This is a genomic window from Collinsella sp. CLA-AA-H167, from assembly GCF_040095305.1.
GTDB lineage: Bacteria > Actinomycetota > Coriobacteriia > Coriobacteriales > Coriobacteriaceae > Collinsella.
Map to the genome: position 1 here is coordinate 80,201 of NZ_JBBNGA010000007.1, position 24,578 is coordinate 104,778.

Annotated in this window: 24 protein-coding genes; 19 read left to right on the forward strand and 5 right to left on the reverse strand. The window is 61.3% G+C overall.

All coding sequences use genetic code 11. From position 1 onward, the window contains the following. Positions 1 to 72: 72 nt before the first annotated feature. The 3 genes from manA to AAAT03_RS06050 form a co-directional block, all read right to left on the reverse strand. A complete protein-coding gene (gene manA / locus AAAT03_RS06040) occupies positions 73 to 1,011 on the reverse strand; it encodes a mannose-6-phosphate isomerase, class I (protein ID WP_118081533.1) in 939 nt (312 codons plus the stop codon). 68 nt (positions 1,012 to 1,079) lie between these two features. Continuing rightward, the gene (locus tag AAAT03_RS06045; RefSeq protein ID WP_349102854.1) at positions 1,080 to 1,361 is read right to left on the reverse strand and encodes a GntR family transcriptional regulator; all 282 of its coding nucleotides are present in this window, start codon (positions 1,359 to 1,361) and stop codon (positions 1,080 to 1,082) included. Beyond that, on the reverse strand, positions 1,346 to 1,801 hold the full coding sequence (locus tag AAAT03_RS06050) for a GntR family transcriptional regulator (RefSeq protein WP_349102855.1): 456 nt from the start codon (positions 1,799 to 1,801) through the stop codon (positions 1,346 to 1,348). The genes AAAT03_RS06045 and AAAT03_RS06050 overlap by 16 nt, the downstream gene beginning before the upstream one ends. A gap of 303 nt (positions 1,802 to 2,104) precedes the next feature. Here AAAT03_RS06050 and AAAT03_RS06055 point away from each other — a divergent pair, with 303 nt between their 5' ends. The 7 genes from AAAT03_RS06055 to nhaA all read left to right on the forward strand — a co-directional run bounded on the left by AAAT03_RS06055 (position 2,105) and on the right by nhaA (position 9,668). Then, the gene (locus AAAT03_RS06055) at positions 2,105 to 3,505 is read left to right on the forward strand and encodes a glycoside hydrolase family 1 protein (RefSeq protein ID WP_117769925.1); all 1,401 of its coding nucleotides are present in this window, start codon (positions 2,105 to 2,107) and stop codon (positions 3,503 to 3,505) included. A gap of 120 nt (positions 3,506 to 3,625) precedes the next feature. Next, positions 3,626 to 4,978 (forward strand): PTS transporter subunit EIIC, encoded by a 1,353-nt coding sequence (locus tag AAAT03_RS06060; protein ID WP_117769924.1) that lies wholly within the window; start codon positions 3,626 to 3,628, stop codon positions 4,976 to 4,978. Positions 4,979 to 5,131: 153 nt separating this feature from the next. Next, positions 5,132 to 5,434, forward strand: coding sequence for a PTS sugar transporter subunit IIB (locus AAAT03_RS06065; RefSeq protein ID WP_035137700.1), 303 nt, complete (start codon positions 5,132 to 5,134; stop codon positions 5,432 to 5,434). 9 nt (positions 5,435 to 5,443) lie between these two features. After that, on the forward strand, positions 5,444 to 5,776 hold the full coding sequence (locus tag AAAT03_RS06070) for a PTS lactose/cellobiose transporter subunit IIA (RefSeq protein WP_199411361.1): 333 nt from the start codon (positions 5,444 to 5,446) through the stop codon (positions 5,774 to 5,776). Positions 5,777 to 6,017: 241 nt separating this feature from the next. Then, positions 6,018 to 6,971, forward strand: coding sequence for an ROK family protein (locus AAAT03_RS06075; RefSeq protein WP_117820909.1), 954 nt, complete (start codon positions 6,018 to 6,020; stop codon positions 6,969 to 6,971). Between the two features lie 147 nt (positions 6,972 to 7,118). Beyond that, positions 7,119 to 8,042 (forward strand): manganese-dependent inorganic pyrophosphatase, encoded by a 924-nt coding sequence (locus AAAT03_RS06080; RefSeq protein WP_006235927.1) that lies wholly within the window; start codon positions 7,119 to 7,121, stop codon positions 8,040 to 8,042. Positions 8,043 to 8,309: 267 nt separating this feature from the next. Then, the gene (gene nhaA / locus AAAT03_RS06085; protein WP_349102857.1) at positions 8,310 to 9,668 is read left to right on the forward strand and encodes a Na+/H+ antiporter NhaA; all 1,359 of its coding nucleotides are present in this window, start codon (positions 8,310 to 8,312) and stop codon (positions 9,666 to 9,668) included. Between the two features lie 139 nt (positions 9,669 to 9,807). Here nhaA and AAAT03_RS06090 read toward each other — a convergent pair whose 3' ends face one another. Beyond that, on the reverse strand, positions 9,808 to 10,062 hold the full coding sequence (locus tag AAAT03_RS06090; protein WP_117794131.1) for a hypothetical protein: 255 nt from the start codon (positions 10,060 to 10,062) through the stop codon (positions 9,808 to 9,810). A 149-nt stretch (positions 10,063 to 10,211) separates the two neighbouring features. On the opposite strand from AAAT03_RS06090, the gene AAAT03_RS06095 reads away from it, so the two are divergent. From AAAT03_RS06095 to AAAT03_RS06125, 7 genes are all read left to right on the forward strand, one after another. After that, positions 10,212 to 11,516, forward strand: a complete 1,305-nt coding sequence (locus tag AAAT03_RS06095) for an aminotransferase class I/II-fold pyridoxal phosphate-dependent enzyme (protein WP_349102858.1) — start codon at positions 10,212 to 10,214, stop codon at positions 11,514 to 11,516. A 65-nt stretch (positions 11,517 to 11,581) separates the two neighbouring features. Beyond that, positions 11,582 to 11,896, forward strand: coding sequence for an STAS domain-containing protein (locus AAAT03_RS06100; RefSeq protein ID WP_089572422.1), 315 nt, complete (start codon positions 11,582 to 11,584; stop codon positions 11,894 to 11,896). 153 nt (positions 11,897 to 12,049) lie between these two features. Next, on the forward strand, positions 12,050 to 12,637 hold the full coding sequence (locus tag AAAT03_RS06105; RefSeq protein WP_199574406.1) for a twin-arginine translocase TatA/TatE family subunit: 588 nt from the start codon (positions 12,050 to 12,052) through the stop codon (positions 12,635 to 12,637). Next, positions 12,637 to 13,431 carry a twin-arginine translocase subunit TatC gene (gene tatC, locus AAAT03_RS06110; protein ID WP_199574408.1) on the forward strand — a complete coding sequence of 265 codons (795 nt, stop codon included), beginning with the start codon at positions 12,637 to 12,639 and terminating at the stop codon, positions 13,429 to 13,431. The genes AAAT03_RS06105 and tatC overlap by 1 nt, the downstream gene beginning before the upstream one ends. A 6-nt stretch (positions 13,432 to 13,437) precedes the next feature. Next, the gene (hypA, locus tag AAAT03_RS06115) at positions 13,438 to 13,794 is read left to right on the forward strand and encodes a hydrogenase maturation nickel metallochaperone HypA (RefSeq protein WP_117769919.1); all 357 of its coding nucleotides are present in this window, start codon (positions 13,438 to 13,440) and stop codon (positions 13,792 to 13,794) included. 54 nt (positions 13,795 to 13,848) lie between these two features. Next, entirely contained in the window at positions 13,849 to 14,532 is a 684-nt protein-coding gene (gene hypB / locus AAAT03_RS06120) for a hydrogenase nickel incorporation protein HypB (RefSeq protein WP_006235936.1), read from the forward strand. 54 nt (positions 14,533 to 14,586) lie between these two features. Continuing rightward, a complete protein-coding gene (locus tag AAAT03_RS06125; RefSeq protein ID WP_349102860.1) occupies positions 14,587 to 17,181 on the forward strand; it encodes a DNA topoisomerase I in 2,595 nt (864 codons plus the stop codon). 141 nt (positions 17,182 to 17,322) lie between these two features. Here AAAT03_RS06125 and AAAT03_RS06130 read toward each other — a convergent pair whose 3' ends face one another. After that, positions 17,323 to 18,306, reverse strand: a complete 984-nt coding sequence (locus tag AAAT03_RS06130; protein WP_118081554.1) for a zinc ribbon domain-containing protein — start codon at positions 18,304 to 18,306, stop codon at positions 17,323 to 17,325. A 248-nt stretch (positions 18,307 to 18,554) separates the two neighbouring features. On the opposite strand from AAAT03_RS06130, the gene tmk reads away from it, so the two are divergent. The 5 genes from tmk to AAAT03_RS06155 all read left to right on the forward strand — a co-directional run bounded on the left by tmk (position 18,555) and on the right by AAAT03_RS06155 (position 24,084). After that, a complete protein-coding gene (gene tmk, locus AAAT03_RS06135) occupies positions 18,555 to 19,238 on the forward strand; it encodes a dTMP kinase (protein WP_118081556.1) in 684 nt (227 codons plus the stop codon). Position 19,239: 1 nt separating this feature from the next. Beyond that, positions 19,240 to 20,367 (forward strand): DNA polymerase III subunit, encoded by a 1,128-nt coding sequence (locus AAAT03_RS06140; protein WP_118081558.1) that lies wholly within the window; start codon positions 19,240 to 19,242, stop codon positions 20,365 to 20,367. Next, positions 20,358 to 22,052: a regulatory iron-sulfur-containing complex subunit RicT gene (gene ricT / locus AAAT03_RS06145; RefSeq protein ID WP_118081560.1), complete on the forward strand. Its 1,695-nt coding sequence runs from the start codon at positions 20,358 to 20,360 to the stop codon at positions 22,050 to 22,052. The genes AAAT03_RS06140 and ricT overlap by 10 nt, the downstream gene beginning before the upstream one ends. Before the next feature lie 101 nt (positions 22,053 to 22,153). After that, positions 22,154 to 22,960 carry a phosphoribosyltransferase family protein gene (locus tag AAAT03_RS06150; protein ID WP_118081562.1) on the forward strand — a complete coding sequence of 269 codons (807 nt, stop codon included), beginning with the start codon at positions 22,154 to 22,156 and terminating at the stop codon, positions 22,958 to 22,960. 11 nt (positions 22,961 to 22,971) lie between these two features. Continuing rightward, positions 22,972 to 24,084 carry a hypothetical protein gene (locus tag AAAT03_RS06155; protein WP_349102861.1) on the forward strand — a complete coding sequence of 371 codons (1,113 nt, stop codon included), beginning with the start codon at positions 22,972 to 22,974 and terminating at the stop codon, positions 24,082 to 24,084. Positions 24,085 to 24,578: the final 494 nt, after the last annotated feature.

The following is a 24,578-nucleotide window of genomic DNA, read 5'->3' on the forward strand; positions in this document are numbered from 1 at the left end:
ATAGATATGAGTAGGGGCTCCCCCGTTAAAGAACGGGGGAGCCCCTTGTTGCGTTTGGGTTGTTGGTGCGACCTAGAGGTGCGAGACGATCAGTTCCATCTTGCCTTCGAGTTCGATCTGGTCCACGGTGCTCGGAGCTAGCAGGTGGCTTCCCTTGTGGACGGGGTCGCCGCAGACGGTGCCTTCGCCGTCGATGACCGACAGGCACATGAAGGGCCAGCGCTGGTCGATGGTTTTGCTGCCGTCGACGCGCACGCGATCGACGGTGTAGCAGGGGTTGGACTCGAGCTCGGTTACGCCGTCCACCTCGGGCGCGGTCACCGTGCCGTCGGTCGGAGCCTGAGCATCAAAGTCGATGCAGTCGAGGCTCTGCTCAATGTGCAGCGGGCGCAGGTTGCCGTCGGTGCCGGGACGGTCGTAGTCGTACAGACGATACGTCACGTCGCTCGACTGCTGCGTCTCCAAAATGAGCGTGCCGGTCTTGATGGCGTGCACGGTACCGGAATCAATCTGGAAAAAGTCGCCCTTGTGAATCGGCAACACGTTGAGCATGTCGTCCCAACGTCCTTCCTCGATCATTTGTGCGGCCTCGGCGCGGTCCTTGGCACGCTGGCCGACGATGATCGTGGCGTCGGGCTCGCAGTCCAGCACATACCAACACTCGGTTTTGCCCAGGCTACCGTTCTCGTGCTCGGCAGCGTACTCGTCGTTGGGATGAATCTGGATCGAAAGGTCGTCCTTGGCGTCCAGAATCTTAATGAGCAGCGGGAACTCCTTGCCCTCGCAGTTGCCAAAGAGCTCGCGATGCTCGGCCCACAGCCACGACAGCGTGTGGCCGGCATACGGGCCCTCCGCAATCTGGCAGTCGCCGTTGGGGTGGGCCGAGATGGCCCAGCACTCACCGATGGGGCCATCGGGAATGTCGTAGCCAAATACGGTTCCGAGCTGGCGACCGCCCCAGATCTTCTCGTGGAAGATCGGCGTCAGCTTAATCAAATCGGACATGTTCATACCCCCATTGTGTTGCGCGGGCGCTGCACAAAACAGCTCAAAGCGAGCGCCCGGATGACTACAAAAACCTATGCCAACGTTACGTTGTGCAACTCAAAGCGGTCGCCAACGTTGCGCGAGACCGAATACTCAAAGGCGGTGCCGCTGTCCAAAAAGCCAATCTGGGTGAGCTCGAGCAGGGGAGAGCCAGGCTTGGTGTCCAAGCGCTCGGCTTCTTCCTCGGTTGCTGCCACGGCGCGAATGGTACGGTGGAAGCTCGAAATCTTCAGCCCACATTGCTCGCGGATGAAGTGGTAGACCGATCCGTACAGGTCCTTCTTTTTAAGGCCTGGAATCAGCTCGAGGGGCATGTAGGTGTACTCGATAACGATGGGCTTCCCACATCGGCCTGACGCACGCGCACGATGTGATAGGCAAAGTCATCCTCGGCAATTCCCAGCTGGGCTGCGATGTCCGCTGGTGGATTAACAATCGAGAAATCGTAGACCACCGAGGTCACCTTCTCCCCGCGGTGCTCATACGAAAAGCCCTGGGCACGGTCGTTTTTGCCCTGGAAAAACGCCTGACCGGGAAGTCCCGCCGTGTCCTTAACGTAGGTACCCGATCCGCGTCGGCTGGTAATAAGACCTTCCTTGGTGATTTGCTCGATAGCTCGTTTGACGGTGATTTTGGAAACGCTATAGAGCTCGCAGAACTCAACGACGGTGGGAAGCTTGTCGCCCGGTTTAAGAGTGCCATCCTCGATGCTTCGATGAATATCTGCAGCTATCGCCTCGTATTTGGGAATCATTGAACCTCCTTTCCGACATATATCAATACGCAAGTAAGTATAACCTTTAACAAGGCACCCATATAACCTTTATCTAAGAAGCTCGAGAAAGAAAAAAGAAAAAGACGCTTTACTTTTAGAATTAGAGCGCTATAGTTTAAGCAACGAACGGAATCTTTCCGCAGAACAGGATCGACCGTTTGGGGACGGTTTTGTTTTGGCGGGTTGGATATCGGTATGACCGGTGCGCGCCCGCGCCGGATAACCTGCCAAAGCAAACCCGTCTCCAACCGGAAGCTCTAGAACACGAAAGCGAGGACTTTGATGGCACAGTATCAGCTGCCCAACGACTTCTTCTTTGGCGCTGCTATGTCCGGCCCGCAGACTGAGGGTCAGTGGAACCAGGGCGGCAAGCTCGAGAACCTGTGGGACACCTGGTCCATCCAGGATCTGGGCTCGTTCTACAACTGCGTTGGCTCTTACGCCGGCAATGACTTTATGGCCAAGTACCAGGAAGACCTTCGCATTTTGAAGGACTTGGGCCTGGATACCTATCGCACTTCCATCCAGTGGAGCCGTCTGCTCGATGCCGACGGCAACCTTAATGAGGAGGGCGCCGCGTGGTATCACGAGTTGTTCCGCGCCTCTCGCGAAGCCGGCCTGGAGCCGTTTGTCAACTTGTACCACTTTGACATGCCCACCTACCTTTTTAACCGTGGCGGCTGGGAGAGCCGTGAGGTTGTCGAGGCTTACGCACATTACGCCGACGTCGCCTTCCACGAGTTTGGCCAGGAGATCAAGTACTGGTTCACCTTTAACGAGCCCATCGTCGAGCCCGAGCAGCGCTATCAGGAGGGCGTGTGGTTCCCGCAGCTCCACGACTTTAGCCGCGCTCGCACCGTGCAGTATCACATCTCGCTGGCACATGCGCTGGCCGTGGCCAACTACCGTCGCGCCTATGACGAGGGCGCCGTTCGCAGCGATGCCAAGATCGGCATGATCAACTGCTTTACCCCGGTCTACACCAAGGAGAACCCCAGCGAGGCGGACCTCGAGGCCGTGCGTATGACCAGCGGCATCAACAACCGCTGGTGGCTCGACCTCATTACCAAGGGCGAGCTTCCCGCCGACGTGCTCGACAGCCTGGCCGAGGGCGGCGTTAAGCTTCCGTTCCGTGCCGGCGACCAAGAGATTCTTAAGCAGGGTGTTGTCGACTGGCTCGGTTGCAACTACTACCACCCCACGCGCGTTCAGGCGCCGGCGAGCAAGATCGACCAGTACGGTCTGCCGCACTTTGCCGACGAGTACGTGTGGCCCGACGCCGTTATGAACGAGAGCCGCGGCTGGGAGATCTACCCGCAGGGCCTCTACGACTTTGGCATGGACTGCGCTAAGAACTACCCCGATCTTGAGTGGTTCGTTTCCGAGAACGGCATCGGCATCATGGACGAATACAAGAACCGAGACGCCGAAGGAACCATCCAGGATGACTACCGCGTCGACTTTGTACGCCAGCACCTGGAGTGGGTTGCCAAGGCAATTGCCGAGGGCGCCAAGTGTCGTGGATACCATTATTGGGCCGTCATCGATAACTGGTCTTGGGCGAATGCCTTTAAGAACCGTTACGGTTTTGTCGAGGTCGACCTTATGGACGGCTACAAGCGCCGCCTTAAGAAGTCGGCAGCTTGGCTCAAGCAGGTCGCCACGACTCACGTGGTTGATTAGCGAACGGGCGAACGCCCAGACCGCGCGCCGCTGCGCGCAACACATGGCACATCTGGTGGCAGAGGGCGACAGACCACCGTGCGCATAGGAAAAGGCCGGATTTGAAAGTTAGGAGCAATCATGGCCAGTGACAACGGAAAGAGCTTCCTCGACAAGTTTGCCGAGGTCTCTGCGAAGGTGGGAAACCAGGTTCACCTGCGTTCCCTGCGTGACGCCTTCGCGACCATCACGCCGCTCTATATCCTTGCGGGTATCGCGGTTCTTATTAACAACGTCGTGTTCCCTCTGTTCCCGCTCGATGCGGCGGGCCTTGCCAACCTTCAGACGTGGGGTTCGGCAATTACGCTGGGCACCCTCAACGTCTCTGCCATCATCTTGGCTGGACTGATTGGCTACAGCCTCGCTAAGAACGAGCGCTTCGATAACCCGCTCGCTTGCGTGGTCGTCGCCATCTCCGCTTTCGTCATCATGATGCCGCAGCAGATCACCGCCACGCTTGCCGCCACGAGTCCGCTGCTCACCGACAAGATTACCTCTGCCGAGGTCACGGGCGCCCTTTCGACTGCCAACACCGGTACCAACGGTCTGTTCGCGGCCATTATCATCGCCCTGCTCTCCGTTACGCTCTTCATTAAGATTTCCGGCGTCGAGAAGCTCAAGGTCAAGCTGGGCGAGGGTGTGCCTCCCGCGGTCTCCAACTCCTTTAACGTCATGATCCCGATGCTGCTCAACCTCTCGATCTTCGCCATTGCCGCGGCTCTGCTCGCCGTGTTTGCCGGCACCGATCTGTGCACCATCATCTCCACGTGCATCTCCAACCCGCTCAAGAGCATCATGAACGCCGGTCCGTGGGCTGTTATCCTCATCTACACCCTTGCTAACCTGCTGTTCTGCGTCGGTATTCACCAGTCCACCATCTCTGGCGCTACCGTCGAGCCGATCCTGACCATGCTCATCGTCGACAACATGGCTACCTTTGCCGCCGGTGGCACCATCCAGCCCGATCACTACATGAACATGCAGATCGTTAACAGCTTCGCCCTCATCGGCGGCTCGGGCTGCACCCTCATGCTTCTGCTCGACACGCTCCTGTTCTCCAAGAACAAGGCTTCCGAGACCGTTTCCAAGATGGCTATCCTGCCTGGTCTGTTCAACATCAACGAGCCGGTTATCTACGGTTACCCCATCGTGTACAACCTGCCGCTCATGATCCCGTTCGTCCTTCTTCCCGATCTGTTCATCGGCATCACCTATGGCCTTACCTGCGCAGGCATCATCAGCCCCTGCATCGCCCAGGTGCCCTGGACCATGCCTCCCGTCATCAATGCCCTGCTCGCTACGGGCTTTGACTGGCGCGCCGGCGTGTGGCAGGCTATCGAGCTTGTCATCGGTATGGCTGTCTACCTGCCCTTTATGAGGATCTCCGAGAAGGCCATCGCCAAGCAGGAGGCCCTTGCCGAGCAGAACGCCTAAACGTTCGTTTTCCCTTTCACCTTTGCGGGCGCCGGTACGCGGTGCCGGTGCCCGCACCTCTCTTTTGCGTAAGGGCGCAGAAGGAGGGCACAATAACCGCAAGGAATACAACCAGTCGTCGTCTGCGCGCCGCGCAGTTATAAGGAGGAAACCATGAAGAAGATCATGCTCTGCTGCAATGCCGGTATGTCCACGAGCCTGCTGGTCCAGAAGATGCAGGCCGAGGTTGCGAACCGTGGTCTGGATATTGAGGTCGAGGCTCGTCCCATGAACGAGGCCCACGATCACCTGGACGAGTGCGACATGTTGCTGCTTGGCCCGCAGATCGGCTACACCAAGGGCGATTTTGAGAAGGAGGCCGCCGGTCGTTTTCCGGTCGAAGTCATCAACATGGTCGACTACGGCCGCATGAACGCTGCCGGCATCATCGACCACTGCGTCAGCGTGATGGGCTAGGTGCTCCGCATGGACGATATGAACGAACTGCAGATGACCTGCTTTGAGATCATCAGCTACGTCGGTACCGCCAAGAGCATGTACATCAATGCCGTGCAAAAGGCCAAGGAGGGCGATTTTGACGCCGCCGAGGAGCTTATCAAGCAGGGCGACGAGGCCTATAACGGTGGTCACGATGTTCACATGGGGCTTCTGAAGAAGGAGGCCAACGGCGAGCGTAACGGCGAGGCCCCGTTGATTCTGCTGCATGCCGAGGACCAGATGGCCGGTACCGAGACCATGCGAGTCATGGCGACGGAGCTCATCGAGGTTCACAAGCAGCTGCAGGCACTTCAGGCCTAGTCGGCGTTATCGCCGCGATGGACCGTGCGGTCCAACAGACAACATAGTCCCTTTGACGGGCGCCGGGAGTCACCGCCTCCCGGCGCCCTTATTTTTGGGAATGGTCTTGCGTGGCCTGTTGGGCAGCCATTTGCGTTTTCCCAGATAAAACCTGCCAAAACAAACCTGTCTCTTTTTGGTAGGTTTTTGCCTTGGGAGCGGTACCATACAGGCAATGTTTAAACGAGAAAGGTGGGCTCCCATGGAACCTAAACAGTACTACATCGGCATCGACGTCGGCGGCACTTCGGTTAAGGAGGGCCTGTTCGACGAGGACGGAAACCTGCTTGCCAAGGCCAGCGTGCCCACGCCTCCCATCGTTGACGCTGCGGGCTTTGCCGCGGTGACCGAGGCTATCGACCAGGTGGTCGCCAAGGCGCAGATTCCGCGTGCCTTTGTGGCAGGCATTGGCCTGGCCGTTCCGTGCCCCATCCCGGCGTCGGGCGATGCCAAGGTCAAGGCCAACATTGCCATTAACCTGCCCGAGCTGAGGGTCGCCATTCAGGAGCACTGCCCCGATGCGGTCGTTAAGTATGAGAACGATGCCAACGCCGCTGCCATGGGCGAGGCCTGGCTCGGTTCTGCCAAGGGCGTGCAGAACGTGGTGATGGTCACCATCGGTACCGGCGTGGGCGGCGGCGTTATCGTTAACGGCGACGTGGTATCGGGCGTTGTGGGTGCCGGCGGCGAGATTGGCCACATGTGCCTGAACCCGGCCGAGGAGCGCACCTGCGGCTGTGGCGGCCATGGCCATCTGGAGCAGTATTCCAGCGCCACCGGCGTGGTGAGCAACTACCTTGCCGAGTGCAAGAAGGCGGGCGTCGAGCCCATTGAGCTCACCGGCCCCTCCGATTCCAAGGACGTGTTCCAGGCCTGCCGCGAGGGCGACAAGCTCGCGCTGGCCGCAGCCGACACCATGGCCGACTACCTTGGCCGCGCCCTGGCGCTTATCGCCAACGTGGTCGACCCCGAGATGTTCCTGATCGGTGGCGGCGCGTCCGCTTCGGCCGATGTTTATCTCGACAAGGTTCGCGAGCACTTTAAGCAGTACGCGCTCTCTGCCTCGCGCGAGACGCCCATTAAGGTCGCTTCGCTCGGAAACGACGCCGGCATCATCGGTGCCGCCTACGTAGCCCTGCGCGCCGCCGGTAAATAGTCGGTGCAGGAGGGCGGTGGTACAAGGGGGCAGACTTCGCCCCCAGGCTCGCCCCAAATTGCGCCGCGGCCCTTGCGTCTCATAAGGTTCGGCGCCAGCGTGCTACCATAGCTACGTCCAAGTACACATATCAAGTGGAGGATATCCATGGCAAACGTTCTTGTCTTTGGTCACCAGAACCCCGATAACGACGCCATCATGAGCGCCGTCGTCCTGTCCCAGCTGCTCAACCAGGTTGAGTATGCCGGCAACACCTACGAGGCCTGCGCCCTTGGTCAGCTTCCGGCCGAGTCCGCCAAGCTGCTCGCCGACGCCGGCATCGCCGAGCCCCGCGTGATCGAGTCCGTCGAGGCCGGTCAGCTCGTCGTCCTCACCGACCACAACGAGTCTGCCCAGTCCGTCGCCGGCCTTAAGGATGCCACGGTCTTTGGCGTTGTCGATCATCACCGCATTGGCGACTTCGAGACCGCCGGCCCGCTGCACTACATCTGCCTGCCCTGGGGCTCCAGCTGCACCATCGTCACCAAGCTCGCCGGCGTGCTCGGCGTTGAGCTTTCCGACGTCCAGGCCAAGCTGCTGCTCTCGGCCATGATGACCGATACGCTCATGCTCAAGAGCCCCACCACCACCGATGTCGACCGCGCCGTCGCCGCCAAGCTCGGCGAGCAGGTGGGCGTCGACCCGGTCAAGTTCGGCATGGAGGTCTTCCTCACCCGTCCGTCCGGCTCCTTCACCGCAGCCGAGATGGTCGGCAACGACATCAAGATGTTCGAGCCCGCCGGCAAGAAGCTGCTCATCGGCCAGTACGAGACTGTCGACAAGAGCCGCGCGCTCGGCATGATTGACGAGATCCGCGAGGCCATGCGCGCCTACGCCGCCGAGAAGGGTGCTGACGGCATTGTCCTGTGCATCACCGACATCATGGAGGAGGGCTCGCAGGTCCTGCTCGAGGGCGAGACCGAGGCTGCTCAGAAGGGCCTGGGCATTGCCGACGAGCACGACGGCGTCTGGATGCCGGGCGTCCTCTCCCGTAAGAAGCAGGTCGCTGCCCCCATCATGGCCGCCTGCTAGGTTTAGTTGACCGAACGCCACGACCGGATCGCGGAAGCCCCGCGCTCCGGTCGTTTTTTGTGCACGGTGCCGCGTCGTCTCTTGGACAGGCGTGCCCGTGCCGTTGAGCAAATAATGTTCAACCTGTGGTTCCGCTTTTCGGCCACGCCTGCGTGCTCGTCGTGCAGGGTAGGCTAGATGCAAGCGTAATACGTTGGAGCGCGGCGCCGCCACTTGGGCGGGCCGTGCTTTTTTAAGACGGGAGCCTTCCCGCGAAAGGAGCCGCCCATGGCAGCAACTGAGCAGCTGTTCAACGTTCGTGAGCGCAAGCGCTTTGAACGTCACGACATCTGGGAGCGCATTGCCGAGAACGGCACGATTTCCGCCGCCGTCATGGTCTTCGCCGCCATCGCCGCCGTCATCTGCGCCAATACCGATGCCTACGAGGCCATCCATCACTTTTTGGAGACCCCGCTGTATGTGGGCCTGGGACATTTTACGGCCGGCCTCACCGTCGAGCTTTTCGTCAACGACTTCCTCATGGCGATCTTCTTTTTGTTGGTGGGCATCGAGCTCAAGTATGAGATGACGGTCGGCGAGCTCAAAAACCCGCGTCAGGCCATGCTTCCCATGCTGGCAGCCGTGGGCGGTGTCGTCGTTCCCGCCTGCATCTACCTCATCTTTAACCATGCCGGCGCCCGCAACGGTTGGGCCATCCCCATGGCAACCGATATTGCCTTTGCGCTGGGCGTGCTATCGCTTTTGGGCAATCGCGTGCCCAACGGCGTGCGCGTGTTCTTCTCGACGCTCGCCATCGCCGACGACCTCATCTCCATCGCCGCCATCGCCATTTTCTACGGTCAGAGCCCCAATCCGTTTTGGTTGGGCGCCGCCGCGCTCGTGACCTGCGCGCTCGTGTGGCTCAACAAGACGCAGCATTACCGCCTTGCCCCGTATTCGGTACTGGGTCTGCTGTTGTGGTTCTGCATGTTCAAGAGCGGCGTACATGCCACGCTTGCCGGCGTCATCCTGGCCTTCACCATCCCGGCCAAGTGCGGCGTCAAGCTCGATAGTCTCACCGATTGGCTGGGCGAGTGCCTGCCGCTGCTCGACGACCGCTACGACGACGAGGCGCACATCCTGGGTCAGCATGACTTTACCGTCTCGACCACCAGGGTCGAGCGCGTCATGCACCGCGTGACCCCGCCGCTCATTCGCATGGAGCGCCTGATCTCCACGCCGGTCAACTTTGTGATCCTGCCGATCTTTGCGTTCGTGAACGCACAGGTTCGCCTAGTGGGCGTGGACATGAGCACGCTGCTCACCGACCCGGTGACGCTCGGCGTGTACTTTGGCATGTTGCTGGGCAAGCCGATTGGTATCTTTGGCATGACGTTTGCCCTGGTTAAGCTCAAGATCTCCGAGCTGCCGCACAACGTTAACTGGCACATGATCGCCGGTGTGGGCATTCTGGGCGGCATCGGCTTTACCATGTCGATTCTCATCAGTGGCCTTGCCTTCCCGACGGCCCAGTTTGAGGTTCTGGCCGCAAAGGCCGCCATTCTTGCCGGCTCTGTCACCGCTGCCGTGCTCGGCATGATCTACATGAGTGTGGTCTGCAAACACCCCGCGCCCAAGGACGAGTAAGAGCACATACAAGTTTGTACAAGTTTAAAAACGCCGCCTGTGAACACCATCACAGGCGGCGTTTAGTCATTGGATAGTCATTGGGGACGTACTTAAATGAGTGGTTCTATTCATTTAAGTACGTCCCCAATGAGTGGGTTTATTCCACGGTGCCGTAGACGGCGCCCCAGCCGTGGGCGGCTAGGGCCGAGTTGAGCTGGTCGCAAAGTGACTGGCGGTCGTAATAGCCGGGCGGTAGCAGGTTGACGATTTCCATGAGATCGGGCGTCAGGTCCAAGATCTCGGCCTGTACGATCAGATCCAGGCGGTCGATGGCGTGGCGGTCGTAAAACAGTCCGTCGACCAGGCGCTGCAGGTCGCCGAATTCCTCGGCCTGGAACAATCCGTACTCCATAGTGCCTCCTTGGGCGCCCCACGCCGGCATGCGCGGCGATTCGTAATTTATTGCGATGAACTTAATCTATCACGGCTTCATAACGTTGCGGCGGTGGCGGTCTATACTTAGACGAACTGCAACGTCCCGCTTCGCGAAAGGTCGCACCCATGCAGACGATCTACCAGAAGATGGAAACCACCGAACTCGATGCCGCCATCGAGGCGCTCAAGGCCGAGGTCGCCGAGGTCAAGGCCAAGGGCCTGGCGCTCGATATGGCCCGCGGCAAGCCGTCGCCTTCCCAGGTGGACATCTCGCGCCCCATGCTCGATATTCTCAATGCCGACGCCGATCTACACGACGGCAGCGTCGACTGCTCCAACTACGGCTGCTTCGAGGGTATTCCTTCGGCACGCAAGTTGGCAGGGGAGTTCCTGGGCTGCCCCGCCGAGCAGACGCTCGTGCTGGGCTCGTCGAGCCTTTTGATTGAGCATGACATCGCCGGCATGTTCTGGCGTTGCGGCTCGTGCGGCAGCGAGCCCTGGGATGCCTACGAGGCCGCGCACGACGGCAAGAAGGTCAAGTTCCTATGCCCGGTTCCCGGCTACGACCGCCACTTTGGCATTACCGCCGACCTGGGTATCGAGAACGTCCCCGTCGCGATGACCGACAACGGCCCCGACATGGACGAGATCGAGCGCCTGGTTGCCGCCGACGATTCCATCAAGGGTATCTGGTGCGTGCCCAAGTATTCCAACCCCACGGGCATTACCTTTAGCGAGGACACCGTGCGCCGCCTGGTTGAGATGCCCACGGCCGCGCCCGATTTCCGCATCTTCTGGGACAACGCCTACTGCGTGCACGACCTGTACGACGAGACCGACGAGCTCGCCAACATCTTTGACCTCGCTCGCGCGGCGGGCACCGAGGATCGTGTGGTGGCCTTTGCCTCAACGTCCAAGATCACCTTCCCGGGCGCCGGCATCGGCTTTATCGGTGCGAGCCCCGCGGTCATCGCCGAGTTCTCCAAGCGCCTGAAGGCCGGCCTCATCAGCGCCGACAAGCTCAACCAGCTGCGTCACGTGCGCTTCCTTCCCACCATCGAGGCGGTCAAGGAGCACATGAAAAAGCATGCCGAGTTCTTGCGCCCGCGCTTTGAGGCCGTCGAGCGCAAGCTCACCGAGGGCCTGGGCGACACGGGTTGCGCCACCTGGACGCATCCCCGCGGCGGCTACTTTGTGAGCTTCGATGGTCCCGAGGGCTCGGCCCAAAAGGTCGCCGCGCTCTGCGCCGACTTGGGCGTCAAGCTCACGCCGGCCGGTGCTACCTGGCCCTATGGCAAGGACCCGCGCGACACCAACATCCGCATCGCGCCGAGCTATCCCACGGTCGAGGACCTGGAGGCCGCGCTCGATGTGCTGGTGCTGGCCGTCAAGCTCGTCGCTGCCGACCTTGCGCGTGCCGAGCGCGCCTAGCGCGTATGGCCCCGCAAGTCCGGCCCAGTACTATCCGCACTTTCGATACGTAAAGGAGCGTATATATGGATTTGGGTATTTCCACCAACCCCACGCCAGAGCTCTACACCATTAAGGTCACCGGCGAGATCGATATCTCTAACGCCGATAGCCTGCGCAATGCCATCGACCTGGCGCTCGAGCAGCCCACTGAGGCCGTTGAGCTCGATTTTGCCCAGGTGAGCTACATCGATTCGACGGGCATTGGCGTGCTTGTGGGCGCCGCGCACCACGCAGCTGATCATGGTAAGCGTTTTAGCTGCGTCAACGTGCAGCCCCCGGTGATGCGCGTGGTTCAGTTGTTGGGCGTCGACCAGGAGATTTCGATCACCGCTGCATAATCTTTGCCCCCAAAAGGGCGTGCCGTTTGGCATATGTTTGTGATGCGCTCGGACGTTTTGGCGTCCGGGCGCTATACTTGACCGAATGAATAGACGAGTTCCGGCCGAATGGCGCGGTGCGGGCTCGACTCACATCGAGCCTTGGAGGTATGTGTGTTTGGTATTGGAGAGGGTGAGCTCGCGATCATCGTGGTCTTCGGCTTTTTGCTGTTTGGCCCGGATAAGCTCCCGCAGATGGGCCGCACGATCGGCCGTGCCATCCGTCAGTTCCGCGAGACGCAGGAAAAGATGACGGCCGTTGTTCAGTCCGAGATCATCGATCCGGTAAGCGAGGCCGCGTCGGCGCCGGTCAAGCCCAAGAAGGCTGTCGTCGATGACGATTCCGATGCGGACGAGGATGCCGCCGGGACGGCTGCACCCGCAAAGAAGGAGACCTTTGCCGAGCGCCGTGCCCGCCTTGCCGCCGAGAAGGCTGCGAGCGAGGGTGCCACCGAGGGCGAAGGCGCTGCTGATGAGGCCGAGAGCGCCGAGCCCGCCAAGGCCGAGCCTGCTGCTGCCGCCGTCGAACCCGAGCCAGCTGCAGAGCCGGAGCCCAAGCCCGAGCCGGCAGAGCCCACGACGGCTGACCTCTACGCCCGTCGTCCCCGTAAGCGCAAGGCCGTCGTCGACCAGCTCGCTCGCGAGCTCGAGGCCGAGGACGACGCTGCTGCCGCCGACGCCCCGAAGGGAGGCGATGAGTAATGCCTATCGGACCTGCGCGAATGCCGCTTTTCGATCACCTGGGGGAACTCCGTCGCCGCCTGACCATCGTGGTCGTGTCGGTGTTTGCCGCCGCTATCGTGCTGTATTTCGCCACGCCTGTAGTGCTCGACATCCTGGAAGATCCCATCCGCTCCTTTGTGCCGGACGGTAAGTTCTACATCACTACCACGCTCGGCGGCTTTGGCTTGCGCTTCTCGCTGGCCATCAAGATGGCCGTGGTCATGTGCACGCCCATGATCATCTGGCAGATTCTGGCGTTTTTCCTGCCGGCGCTTCGCCCCAACGAGCGCAAGTGGGTCGTGCCCACGGTGCTCGCCTCGACGGTGTTGTTCTTCCTGGGCGCCATTTTCTGCTATTTCATCATCATTCCTGCGGGCTTTGAGTGGCTCATCGGCGAGACCTCGGCCGTCGCTACGGCGCTGCCCGATCTGGAGAACTACGTCAACATGGAGCTGCTCTTTATGATTGGCTTTGGCGTGGCGTTTGAGCTGCCGCTCATCATCTTCTACCTGTCCGTCTTCCACATCGTGTCCTACGCGGCCTTCCGCAGTGCCTGGCGTTATGTATACGTTGGCCTGCTTGTGGGCTCGGCTGTGATTACGCCCGACGGCTCGCCCGTTACGCTGGGGCTCATGTATGGCGCCCTGCTCTCGCTCTACGAGATTTCGCTCGCCATCGCTCGCGTGGTCATTACCGCGCGCGAGGGCAAGGAGGGCTTGTTTGTGAGCCGTCTGGACCTGTTTTCGGACGACGAAGAGGACGACGAGGAGTAAATCGGTATGCACGAGGTTGGCATTGTCAACGGCATACTCGATACAGTGATTCGCGCGGCGCGTGGGGCGGGGGCCTCGCGCGCCGTTTTGGTAACGCTGCGTATCGGGGATATGACCGAGGTCGTGCGCGAGGCGCTCGACTTTGCCTGGGAGACGTTTCGCGACGAGGACCCGCTCACGCGCGGCTGCGAGCTTGCCGTGGAGGAGGTCCATCCACAAAGCGAGTGCCTGGACTGCGGCGAGGTCTTTGATCACGACCGTTTCCATTGTCGCTGTCCCCAGTGTGGCGGCTCCAACGTGCGTCTGCTGCACGGCCGCGAACTCGACATCGCAAGTATCGAGATCGAGACCCCCGACGATTAGCCCGCCAGCAACCTGGGGACGGGGTATAAATGGTAGAAGTAAGGAGCGCCGAGTATGGCCGAGAAAACGATTGATATCGCGTCGCCGATCCTGTCGCGCAACGAGCGCCTGGCAGATCAGCTGCGTCAGCGATTTAATGAGACAAACACCTACGTGATCAACGTCTTGTCGAGCCCCGGCTCGGGTAAGACAACAACGATTCTGGGCACCAACGAGCGCCTGCGCGACAAGGCCGGCTTGCGCTGTGCCGTCATCGAAGGCGATATCGCCTCGGACGTCGACGCCATCACCATGAAGGAAGCCGGCATGCCTGCCATCCAGATCAACACGGGCGGCCTGTGCCACCTCGAGGGCAACATGATCATGGAGGCCGTTGACGCGTTTGACCAGGCCGTGGGTCTGGAAAACATCGACGTCATCTTTATCGAAAACGTGGGTAACCTGGTCTGCCCAGTCGACTTTGACCTGGGCGAAAACCTGTCCATCATGATTCTCTCGGTGCCCGAGGGCGACGACAAGCCCATCAAGTACCCGGGCATCTTTCAGCACGCCGGCGCGCAGCTGCTCAACAAGGTCGATGTGGCCCCGGCTTTCGATTTTGACATGGATAGGTATACTAAGACACTCGATGACCTCAATCCGCAGGCGCCGCGGTTTGCCGTGAGCGCGCGCAAGGGCGAGGGCATGGATGCCTGGTGCGATTGGCTCATCGGGCAGATTGAGCAAGCAAGGGCGTAAGTCGGCCGCCATACGGGCGGGCGTAGCCGCAGAGATACGAGATAGGAGCCTCTTTTGAAGCTCATCATCGCCGAGAAAAACGACGCCGCGCGTCAGATTGCCGAGCGTCTGTCCACGGGCAAGCCCAAAAAGGACAAGGTGTACAACACCGCCATCTACCGTTTTGAGTGGAAGGGCGAGGAGTGCGTGACCATCGGCCTTGCCGGTCACATCCTAGCGCCCGATTTTTGCGACAGCGTGCTGTTCGATAAAAAGCTGGGCTGGTATTCGGTCACCGAGGACGGCGAGATGCTGCCGGCCGACATACCCGATGGCCTGGCGCGTCCGCCCTACGACACCAAGCGCAAGCCGTTTCTTGCCGATGGCATCTCAATCAAGGGCTGGAAACTCGAGAGCCTGCCTTACCTCACCTGGGCGCCCGTCATTAAGCTACCGGCCGAGAAGGAACTCATTCGTTCGCTCAAGAACCTCGCCAAGAAGTCCGACAGTGTCATCATCGCCACGGACTTCGATCGCGAGGGCGAGCTGATCGGTTCGGACGCCCTCAACAAGGTGCGCGAGGTTGCGCCCGACCTGCCGGTCGCCCGCGCCCAGTATTCTTCGTTTACCAAGGCCGAGATCACGCAGGCCTTCGATAATCTCGTCTCGCTCGACCAGAATCTGGCCGACGCCGGCGAGAGCCGCCAGCACATCGACCTCATTTGGGGTGCGGTGCTCACGCGCTACCTGACGCTCGCCAAGTTTGGCGGCTTTGGTAACGTGCGCTCTGCCGGCCGTGTGCAGACGCCGACGCTTGCCCTGGTGGTCGAGCGCGAGCGCGAGCGCATGGCGTTTGTGCCCGAGGACTATTGGCAGATCCGCGGCATGGGCGCCGCACAGGGTGCTGCCGAGGACGACCGCTTTAAGATTGCGCACAAGACGGCGCGCTTTACCGACAAGGATGCTGCTGAGGCGGCGTACGGCCACGTTGACGGCGTTGCGACGGCAACCGTCGCCGCGGTGACCAAGCGTTCGCGCAAGCAGCAGCCGCCCACGCCGTTTGCGACCACCTCGCTGCAGGCTGCCGCCGCAGCCGAGGGCATCTCACCTGCGCGTACCATGCGCATCGCCGAGTCCCTCTACATGGCCGGTCTCATCAGCTACCCGCGTGTCGACAATACCGTGTACCCTGCGACGCTCGATCTGGGCGCCGTGGTGAGCGACCTGGCAAAGATCAACCCGGCGCTGACGCCCGTGTGCAAAAAGGTGCTCGCCGGCCCCATGAAGCCCACGCGCGGCAAAGTCGAAACCACCGACCATCCGCCTATCTATCCCACGGGCGAGGGCGATCCGTCCGCGCTCGACGGTGGCCAGCGCAAGCTCTACGACCTCATCGCCCGTCGCTTCCTGGCAACGCTCATGGGTCCCGCGACCATCGAGAACACCAAGCTCGAGCTCGACGTCAATGGTGAGCCGTTCGTGGCTTCGGGCGATGTGCTCGTGACCCCGGGTTTCCGTGAGGCGTATCCGTATGGACTCAAGCGCGACGAGCAGATGCCGCCGCTGGAGCAGGGCGATGCGGTCGACGTGTTCGACATTAAGCTCGAGGCCAAGCAGACCGAGCCGCCCGCACGCTACAGCCAGGGCAAGCTCGTGCAGGAGATGGAAAAGCGCGGCCTGGGCACCAAGTCCACGCGCGCGAGCATCATCGAGCGCCTGTACGCCGTGCGCTATCTCAAAAACGATCCCGTGGAGCCGAGCCAGCTGGGCATCGCCATCATCGATGCACTGTCGCAGTTTGCCCCGCGCATCACGAGCCCCGATATGACCAGCGAGCTCGACGGCGACATGACCCGCGTGGAGCGCGGCGAGGACACCGAAGAGCATGTCGTGACGCACTCGCGCGCGCTGCTGGCCGGTGTGCTCGACGAGCTGCTCAAGCATACGCAGGAACTGGGCGATGCTATCAGCGACGCCGTCACGGCCGATGCGCGCGTGGGCGCCTGCCCCAAGTGCGGCAAGGACTTGGTTATGAAGACGAGCGCCAAGACCCGCGGCAGCTTTATCGGCTGCATGGGCTGGCCCGACTGCGATGTGACCTATCCGGTGCCGAGCGGCGTCAAGGTGAGCCCGCTCGAGGGCGAGGCTGCTGTGTGCCCCGAATGCGGTGCGCCGCGCATTAAGTGCCAGCCGTTCCGCCAAAAGGCTTTCGAGATTTGCGTGAACCCCACATGCCCCACCAACTACGAGCCCGACCTTAAGGTGGGCGAGTGCAAGGTGTGCGCCGAGGCAGGACGCCATGGCGACCTGATCGCACACAAGAGCGAGAAGAGCGGCAAGCGCTTTATCCGCTGCACCAACTATGACGACTGCGGCGTGAGCTATCCGCTGCCGGCGCGTGGCAAGCTCGAGGCGACGGGCGAGACCTGCCCCGAGTGCGGCGCCCCCATCGTGGTGGTCAACACCGCGCGCGGCCCGTGGCGCATCTGCGTGAACATGGACTGCCCGACCAAGGAGAAGAAGCCCGCCCGCGGCCGCAAGACCACGACCAAGGCGAGCGCGGCGAAGAAGACCTCGACTGCGAAGAAGACGACGGCTAAGAAAGCCACTGCCGCCAAGAAGACGACCGCGAAGAAGTCGACTGCCAAGAAAGCAGCCGCCGACAAGTAACGGCGCAGTCGAAACATTGCCCAAAAAACGAGCGAGGGTCCCATGATCCTCGCTCGTTTTTTGACCGGCAGTTAGGGACATTCCTTTTTCTGCCGGCAGTTTAGGAACGTCCCTAACTGCCGGCTCGGAAACGACAAGGCGTTAGTTCACTTCGACGGGTTTGGCGCCGGGATAGCGCTCCTCAAAGTCTAGGCGGTACTTATTGTCATTGGTGCCCGCCACGTTGTCGCGCGACAGCGGCGCCACGATCTCGTTCTTATGGTCTGCGGGCTTTGCGTACTTTAAGCTGATCTCCCAGGCATCGCAGATCGCATCGATGCGGTGATCCAGGTCGTCGTACAGAGCAATGATGTCCTTCCACGAGCTGTAGTTCTTAGAGCTTGTGGGGACGTCCAGGTCCTCGACGATATCGTAGTACTGCTCGATGGTGTCTTCCGTGCGCTCGGCGACGTCGGCGAGATTTTGACGGGCGGTACGGTCCTCTTCCAGATAACCGCCATTGAACGCCTCTGCGCAGGCACGGACCTGGTTATCGAGATCTTCGAGCAGGTCGTAGTATTCGCTCAGGCGACGGTAGAGGTTTTGCTCGGAGAGGGTCGCCTGGCTGCCATCCTCGTCATCATCGTCGTCATCGTCAAAAAGGCTATTGGGGTCGTCGAGAGGCTTGAGGTCATCATCGTCAACATCATGGTGCAGCTTAGTAATCTCGGCAGTCGTTTGCGTGGCGGCGTTGTCGAAAGGCTTGATCACAAAAAAGATGACCAAGGCGATGATAATTGCCACGAGCACAACGATAACGGCGATAAGCGCCTTGGTGCTGCTCTTTTTGGCGGCGGGGGCCTGCGGTGAATCAGGCGCGTACGTAGATGCCGGTTGCTGTTGGGGCGGGGTGTCCGCGACGGGTATGCGCTGCGTCGTTTCGACCGCTGCGGGGCTGGCGGCGGGGTCGGGGCGATAGGCGAGGGGGTCGTCCGGCTTAGCTTGCGGCGTATCGAGGAAGCCGGTCTGCTCAAACGCGGGTTGGCCATTGCTTGCGGTTGTCTGCTCAACGGGTGCACCGCATGAGGTGCAGAACTTGGCATCATCTGCAAGAAGTTTGCCGCACGAGGCGCAATACCGAGACATTGCCACTCCTTTCGCCACATTTCAAATCAATACGACGATTATACCCAGCGCTCAAAAAAGTCGGCAGCTAGGGACGTTCCTTTTCTGCCGGCACTTTAGGAACGTCCCTAGCTGTCGCCTAGTCATTTAAGAGCGTCCCCAATGACTACCCAATGACTAGGCCCGATTTGGGGCGCGCCTGCCCCTGGGGTATCATGGCTTGGTTGATATATCTGCATTTACGCGCCTTATAGGAAGGGGCTGCGCTCATGGCTTTTGAGCCCGCTCAACATAGCTTTATCACGCTCGAGGGCGTCGATGGTGCCGGCAAGTCCACGCAGGCGCGTCTGCTTGCCCGCGCGCTCGAACTCGCTGGCTACCAGGTTGTGAGCCTGCGCGAGCCGGGCGGCACCGCCATCAGCGAAAAGATCCGCGCTCTGCTGCTCGACCCCGCCAATACGGCGATGGGCGACACCTGCGAGTTGCTGCTCTACGAGGCGGCGCGCGCTCAGTTGGTGCACGAGGTCATAGCTCCCGCCCTCGCGGCCGGCAAGGTGGTCCTGTGCGACCGCTTCTACGATTCCACGACCTGCTACCAGGCATTTGCCGACGGCCTCGATCGCCAGATAGTGTGCGATGCCAATAACCTGGCCGTCGCGGGAACACACCCGGCGCTCACGCTCGTCTACCACATCACGCCCGAGCAGGCGGCGCTACGCATGGCAGCCCGTGGCGCGGCAGATCGCATGGAGGCAAAAGGCATGACATTCCAGGAGCGTGTTTACCAGGGATTTTGCGCCATTGCTGCCGAGGAGCCAAACCGCGTAAAGCTCATCGACGCCACTGCGACCGTCGAGGAAGTCTTCGAGAAGACGGTCGAGCAGATTCGCGCGTACGGTCTCGTCATTTCGCAAGATGCTGTCGTCGCCGCGCTTGCCAAGGAGGCCGAGTAACATGGCCCCCGCTCAGGCAAGCCTGCTGGCCAAGCTCGACACCCAAGAGCGCGTTCGCGATTTTTTGACCAACGCCGTCGCCAGCGGCCGCGCATCGCACGCCTACCTGTTTTTGGGCGCTCCCGGTGCCGGCAAGCTCGATGCCGCATGGGCGCTCGCCCAGGCCTTCCTGTGCGAGCAGGACGGCTGCGGAGCATGCGACAGCTGCGTACGCGTTGCTCGGCATACGCATCCTGACGTGCACTATTACACGCCCGAGAGCGCCACAGGCTACCTCATTGCCCAGACCCGCGAGCTGCTCGATGACGTGCCGCTGGCGCCCATCCGTGCCAAGGCCAAGGTCTACATCATCGATCGTGCCGAGCAACTGCGCGCTAACACCGCCAACGCGCTGCTCAAGACACTCGAGGAGCCGCCCGAGGGCGTTATGTTCATCTTGTTGGGCACCTCGGCAGACGTGATGTTGCCCACCATCGTGAGCCGCTGTCAGTGCGTGCCGTTTCGGCTGGTGTCGCCCACCGTGGCCGCGCAGGCCGTGAGCCGCGCGACGGGTCAGGATCTCGCGCGTTGCCGCATGGCGGTCGCCGTGGCGGGAAGCCCCACACGCGGCATCGAGTTCCTTAAGAGTGCCGAGCGCCAGGATGCTCGCCGCCAAATGGTCCGCGCCATCGATTCGCTCATCGCTGCCGACGAGGCTGATGTGCTCAGCCGCGCCAAGTCGCTCATCGTCGCCGTTAAGGCGCCGCTCGCCGAGGTCAAGTCCACACAGGAAAAGGTGCTCGAGCAAAACGCCGACTACCTGTCGCGTGGAGCATTGAAGCAGCTTGAGGACCGCAACAAGCGCGAACTCAACGCGCGCGAGCGTTCGGGTATCATGGAAGCGCTGGCGAGCGCGCGGACGCTCATGCGCGACGTGCTGCTGACACTTCAGGACGAGGCGGCCGACGTCGTGAACGAAGACGTGCGCGACACGATCGGGCGGCTTGCCGCCGCGACGAATGTTGCGGGTGCCACCCGGGCGCTCGAGGCGGTCGCGACCGCCGAGCGCAACATCGCCAGAAACGTTACTCCCCAGCTGGCCATCGAGGTCATGCTGTTCGATATCAGGAAGGCACTGAAATGCCGTTAGTCGTACCCGTTAAGTTTACCTACGCCTCGCGCGACCTGTGGTTTGATCCGCAGGATCTGGATATCCTCGAGGCCGATTATGCCATTTGCTCCACCGAGCGCGGAACCGAGATCGGCCTGGTCACGGCCGATCCCTTCGAGGTGCCGCAAGATGAGATCGGCCAGCCGCTCAAGCCCGTGCTGCGCGTGGCGAGCGACATCGACCTGCAGCTTGCCGACGACCTGGCCATCCAGGGCGACGAGGCCATGGTCGATTTCCGTCGTCTGGTCAAAGAGCTCGACCTCGAGATGAAGCCGGTCGGCGTCGAGTACCTGTTTGGCGGCGAGAAGGCTGTGTTCTACTTTGCGGCCGAGGAGCGCGTCGATTTCCGTCAGCTCGTCAAGGACCTGTCCTCGACGCTGCACATTCGCGTCGACATGCGCCAGATCGGCGTGCGCGACGAGACCCGCCTGGTGGGCGGCTATGCCCAGTGCGGCCAGGAGCTCTGCTGCACGCGCTTTGGCGGACAGTTTGAGCCGGTTTCGATCCGCATGGCAAAGGAGCAGGACCTGCCGCTCAACTCGTCCAAGATTAGTGGCGTCTGCGGCCGCCTGATGTGCTGCCTGCGCTACGAGTTCGAGGCGTACAAGGACTTTAAGAGCCGCGCGCCCAAAAAGAAGACGCTTATCGATACGCCGCTTGGCAAGGCGCGCATCCAGGAATATGACACGCCGCGTGAGCAGCTGGTGCTGCGCCTGGAGAACGGCAAAGTCTTTAAGGTCAACCTGGCCGATATGACGTGCTCGGAGGGTTGCAAAAAGAAGGCCGCCGAGCAGGGCTGCAACTGCCGCCCCGACTGCGTGACGCGCGACGTGCTCGAGCGCATCGAGTCGCCCGAGATGCGTCTGGCGCTCATGGAACTCGATCGCGAAAACGGCGTCGACGTGGGCGATGGCCTGTCGAGCGCCGATCGTCTGGCCGGCACATCGATGCCCAAGCGCCGTCGTCGCGATGCCGAATCCGATGCTCGCACCGCTCAGGGCCAGGGCGAGGGCCGTGGCCGTGGAAAGGGCCGCGGCAAGGCCGAGGCGCCCGAGACCGAGGGAGCAGCCGATGGCCGTCGCCGCCGCAAGCGCACGGCGTCCGTCGACAATGGCGAGGCCGCGGGTAAGAACGCTTCCCGCGAGCGCGAGGCTCAGCAGCCCCAGCAGCAAAATCGCGGCGGTGGCATGAACCCCACGCGCCGTCGTCGCCGTCACCTGTCGAGCGAGGAGCGCGAGGACGCCTTCCGCGCCGCAGCTGCTCGCGAGGCCGGTGCCGCTCCCAAGGGCGCCTCGGCCTCCGACGCGCCTGCCGACAAGGCTGGCAAGCCGCGTGGCGAGGAGGAGCGCGCGTCACGTCCGCGTCGTCGCCATTCCTCGGGCGCGCAGCAGAAACCCTCGATTCCTTCTGTGGCCGATCAGGTTTCGGATGGCGAAGTCAAGGTCACGCGCCGTCGCCCCGGCGATGGCGGAGGAGCTGCCGCCAAGGCTTCGCACGGCGGCGCTCGCGACGAGTGCGAACCGCGTGAGGATCGCGGCGGCGAGGGCTCGACCGACCAGGGTCAAAAGCGTCGCCGTCGCCGTCGCTCCCGCAAGCCGCGCCAGGACGGTGGCGAAGGCTCGACCCGCACCTCGTCCGTACCGCAACCGCCTGCCGGCGAATAACGTCCGTAAGCGGATGTAACCCGCCTGACCCCAGCACCCCTGGGTATCATGGCTCTACACCGACAACCCTCCCTTCGCCTTCGCGTAGGGAGGGTTGTGTCATGAAGAGACATCTGAACGTATTGACTCGCTTGCAGGGCGCAGGCGTCCTACCGTTTGCGGACGAATTGCTACCGCTTGCCGAGCGCGCGACGTATGAGGCGCTCGAGGCGTTGTCGCCCACGCGATGCGCTGGCTGCGAGCGTTCCGGTGCGCTGATCTGCCAGGATTGTCTGGCATCGCTCGCGCTCATCGATCCGTGTCATAGTTGCATCCGATGCGGCGCCCCGTTTGGGGATTTGCTGTGTACCGAGTGCTCGGTCGAGGGCACGTCTTCGGCAATGGCCGAGGCGCTCGATCGCTGCCTGGCGTGTGCCGTCTATGCACATCCGCTGCCGCGCATCATCAAGGCGTACAAGGATGCGGGCGAGCGCCGTCTGGCACCGTATCTGGCGGAGTTGCTCTACGACACTGCCTTGCATGCCCAGGTGGCAGCATCCGATCGCTACGGCGGTGTGTTGTCCGGTGCGGACGCGGTGGTGTTTGTGCCCGCGACTGCGGCGGCGTTTCGGCGGCGTGGATTCGACCATATGGAAGCAATCGCGCGCTCGTTTTGCGATCTTTCGGGTGTCCCGTTGCTGGACGCCCTGGTCAAATACGGTCATGGTGACCAGCGAGAGCTCGGCCGCGATGAGCGCCGGGAGCATGCCCGGGGCATGTACGAGACGGTCGAGGATGTGCGCGGCCGCCGTCTGCTGCTCATCGATGATGTCATTACCACGGGCGCGACCATGGCAGCAGCCTCGGCGGAGCTCAAGCGTGCCGGCGCCGCAGCAGTCGATGGCCTCGCTATCGCACGCGTTTGGTAGGGGGTGGTTTTGTGGCAGTGAAGATAGCGCGGCGCATCGAGCCGACAAGCGAGCAACTGGCGGCCTCCGTAGTCCTGACCGGTGCCTCGGCGCTGCGCATGATGCGCGCCGAGCGCCGACAAATGGGTTACATCAGCTGGAGAGACCTCGATCCCGATGAAGAGCGCCGTGTGCTGCATACATCGTCTCCCTCGGCCGAGGACATTTATCTTCCCGATTTGGTGCGGATCGGGGCCGTGAGTGGCGAGGTCCAAGAAGACTTGTGCCTGCTGGTGGGGTCGGCGAAGCAGCGTCGCCGCATGCCTGGTGCAAGCTGGTCCGTTTGTTCTACAGACCTGCCGGACGCCTCGATTTTGGAGGTGGAGCCGGGAGTGTACAGCTTGTCTCCCGAGGCCCTCTGTGCCGCCGTTGCGCGCGAAGTCGGCTGTATCCAGGCATTTGCCCTGGCCCAGGAGCTGTGCTCCAAGATTTCGCTGAGCGATCGCGGGCAGTATCTGCCCCCTTACAGCTCGCCTACCGTGAACAGGCTTGCAAAGGATAAGGACCAGCCGTCAGATGTGGGCTACTTTGAGGTCGAGCCAGTGCTGACGCCCGATCGCCTGGCAGATTACCTTGCGGCATGCAAGGGGAATGTGGCCAAACAGCTGCTGCGTCTGTGTCCCTACCTGTCAGAAAACCTGCTCTCGCCCATGGAGTGCATCATGCTCGCTCTGTTTTCGCTTCCGTTTTCCTATGGCGGATTTGACTGCGGTCCCTTTAAGACCGACTACAAGATCGAGTTCGATGACCGCGCGCAGGCAATCTCGGGGATGCCGCATGCAGTTTGCGATGCGTATCAGGAAGCAGCCCGGTTTGACCTTGAATACAACGGTGAGCTGGGCCATTCCTCCCGGAGGGGACGTATCCATGATGAAAAACGCAACACGGGCTTGATTACTATGGGAATCGAGGTCGCGACGGTCAACAACGAAATGCTCTGCGACATGGAAGCGATGGAAGCGCTCGCATGGCGCATCCACCAGCGTATGCGAAAGCGGTACCGGAATCGTGTCGATGCCCGCAGGAAGAAGCAAGAGGCGTTGCTTAACACGCTGCGGGCGTGTTTTGGGCTTAAGCCGGTCTAATTCACGTCGAAAATAGGGGGTTAATCATATGCCCTGGCCAAAATATGGCAAATATGAGTACTGTCACTAAATCAGTAACAGCAAAATCAAGGAATTTAGGACTCGGAGGCGGCATAAAGTAAGAAGATAATAAACAAATGTGGAATAACTAAGCATCAGGTTAGCGACATTGAGCGCAAAATCTGTCCGAGAGGCCAAAATTGCCTGTTACTAAATTGGTGACAGTACTCATATCTGCCATTTTTTGGCCACGGCACCCTAGGAAGGGTGCCCCGGAGCTCCCCATAGGGGAGCTCCGGGCTTCACAGAGGCACGAATAGCCCACTCCGACCTGCGAAATCTGTACTCGCGATGCGAATGACGCCCCTAACCTTAAACTTTAGCTTGAACTTAGCTATAATGCGCTACGTTCCTACCAGGCTGTGGTTGCGGACGGACGAAATGCCCGTCCTAGTCCAAGACAGACGCGGTCAAAGGGATCCACGTAAGCGACC

Bases quoted from the DNA above. Each gene is read 5' to 3' on its own strand.
- AAAT03_RS06130 (WP_118081554.1), bottom strand. From the start codon at position 18,306: ATGTCTCGGTATTGCGCCTCGTGCGGCAAACTTCTTGCAGATGATGCC.
- AAAT03_RS06100 (WP_089572422.1), top strand. From the start codon at position 11,582: ATGGATTTGGGTATTTCCACCAACCCCACGCCAGAGCTCTACACCATT.
- AAAT03_RS06070 (WP_199411361.1), top strand. From the start codon at position 5,444: ATGGACGATATGAACGAACTGCAGATGACCTGCTTTGAGATCATCAGC.
- nhaA (WP_349102857.1), top strand. From the start codon at position 8,310: ATGGCAGCAACTGAGCAGCTGTTCAACGTTCGTGAGCGCAAGCGCTTT.
- AAAT03_RS06090 (WP_117794131.1), bottom strand. From the start codon at position 10,062: ATGGAGTACGGATTGTTCCAGGCCGAGGAATTCGGCGACCTGCAGCGC.
- AAAT03_RS06050 (WP_349102855.1), bottom strand. From the start codon at position 1,801: ATGATTCCCAAATACGAGGCGATAGCTGCAGATATTCATCGAAGCATC.
- AAAT03_RS06140 (WP_118081558.1), top strand. From the start codon at position 19,240: ATGGCCCCCGCTCAGGCAAGCCTGCTGGCCAAGCTCGACACCCAAGAG.
- manA (WP_118081533.1), bottom strand. From the start codon at position 1,011: ATGAACATGTCCGATTTGATTAAGCTGACGCCGATCTTCCACGAGAAG.
- AAAT03_RS06095 (WP_349102858.1), top strand. From the start codon at position 10,212: ATGCAGACGATCTACCAGAAGATGGAAACCACCGAACTCGATGCCGCC.
- hypB (WP_006235936.1), top strand. From the start codon at position 13,849: ATGGCCGAGAAAACGATTGATATCGCGTCGCCGATCCTGTCGCGCAAC.
- AAAT03_RS06055 (WP_117769925.1), top strand. From the start codon at position 2,105: ATGGCACAGTATCAGCTGCCCAACGACTTCTTCTTTGGCGCTGCTATG.
- ricT (WP_118081560.1), top strand. From the start codon at position 20,358: ATGCCGTTAGTCGTACCCGTTAAGTTTACCTACGCCTCGCGCGACCTG.
- AAAT03_RS06080 (WP_006235927.1), top strand. From the start codon at position 7,119: ATGGCAAACGTTCTTGTCTTTGGTCACCAGAACCCCGATAACGACGCC.
- AAAT03_RS06065 (WP_035137700.1), top strand. From the start codon at position 5,132: ATGAAGAAGATCATGCTCTGCTGCAATGCCGGTATGTCCACGAGCCTG.
- hypA (WP_117769919.1), top strand. From the start codon at position 13,438: ATGCACGAGGTTGGCATTGTCAACGGCATACTCGATACAGTGATTCGC.
- AAAT03_RS06075 (WP_117820909.1), top strand. From the start codon at position 6,018: ATGGAACCTAAACAGTACTACATCGGCATCGACGTCGGCGGCACTTCG.
- AAAT03_RS06150 (WP_118081562.1), top strand. From the start codon at position 22,154: ATGAAGAGACATCTGAACGTATTGACTCGCTTGCAGGGCGCAGGCGTC.
- tatC (WP_199574408.1), top strand. From the start codon at position 12,637: ATGCCTATCGGACCTGCGCGAATGCCGCTTTTCGATCACCTGGGGGAA.
- AAAT03_RS06060 (WP_117769924.1), top strand. From the start codon at position 3,626: ATGGCCAGTGACAACGGAAAGAGCTTCCTCGACAAGTTTGCCGAGGTC.
- tmk (WP_118081556.1), top strand. From the start codon at position 18,555: ATGGCTTTTGAGCCCGCTCAACATAGCTTTATCACGCTCGAGGGCGTC.
- AAAT03_RS06045 (WP_349102854.1), bottom strand. From the start codon at position 1,361: ATGCCCCTCGAGCTGATTCCAGGCCTTAAAAAGAAGGACCTGTACGGA.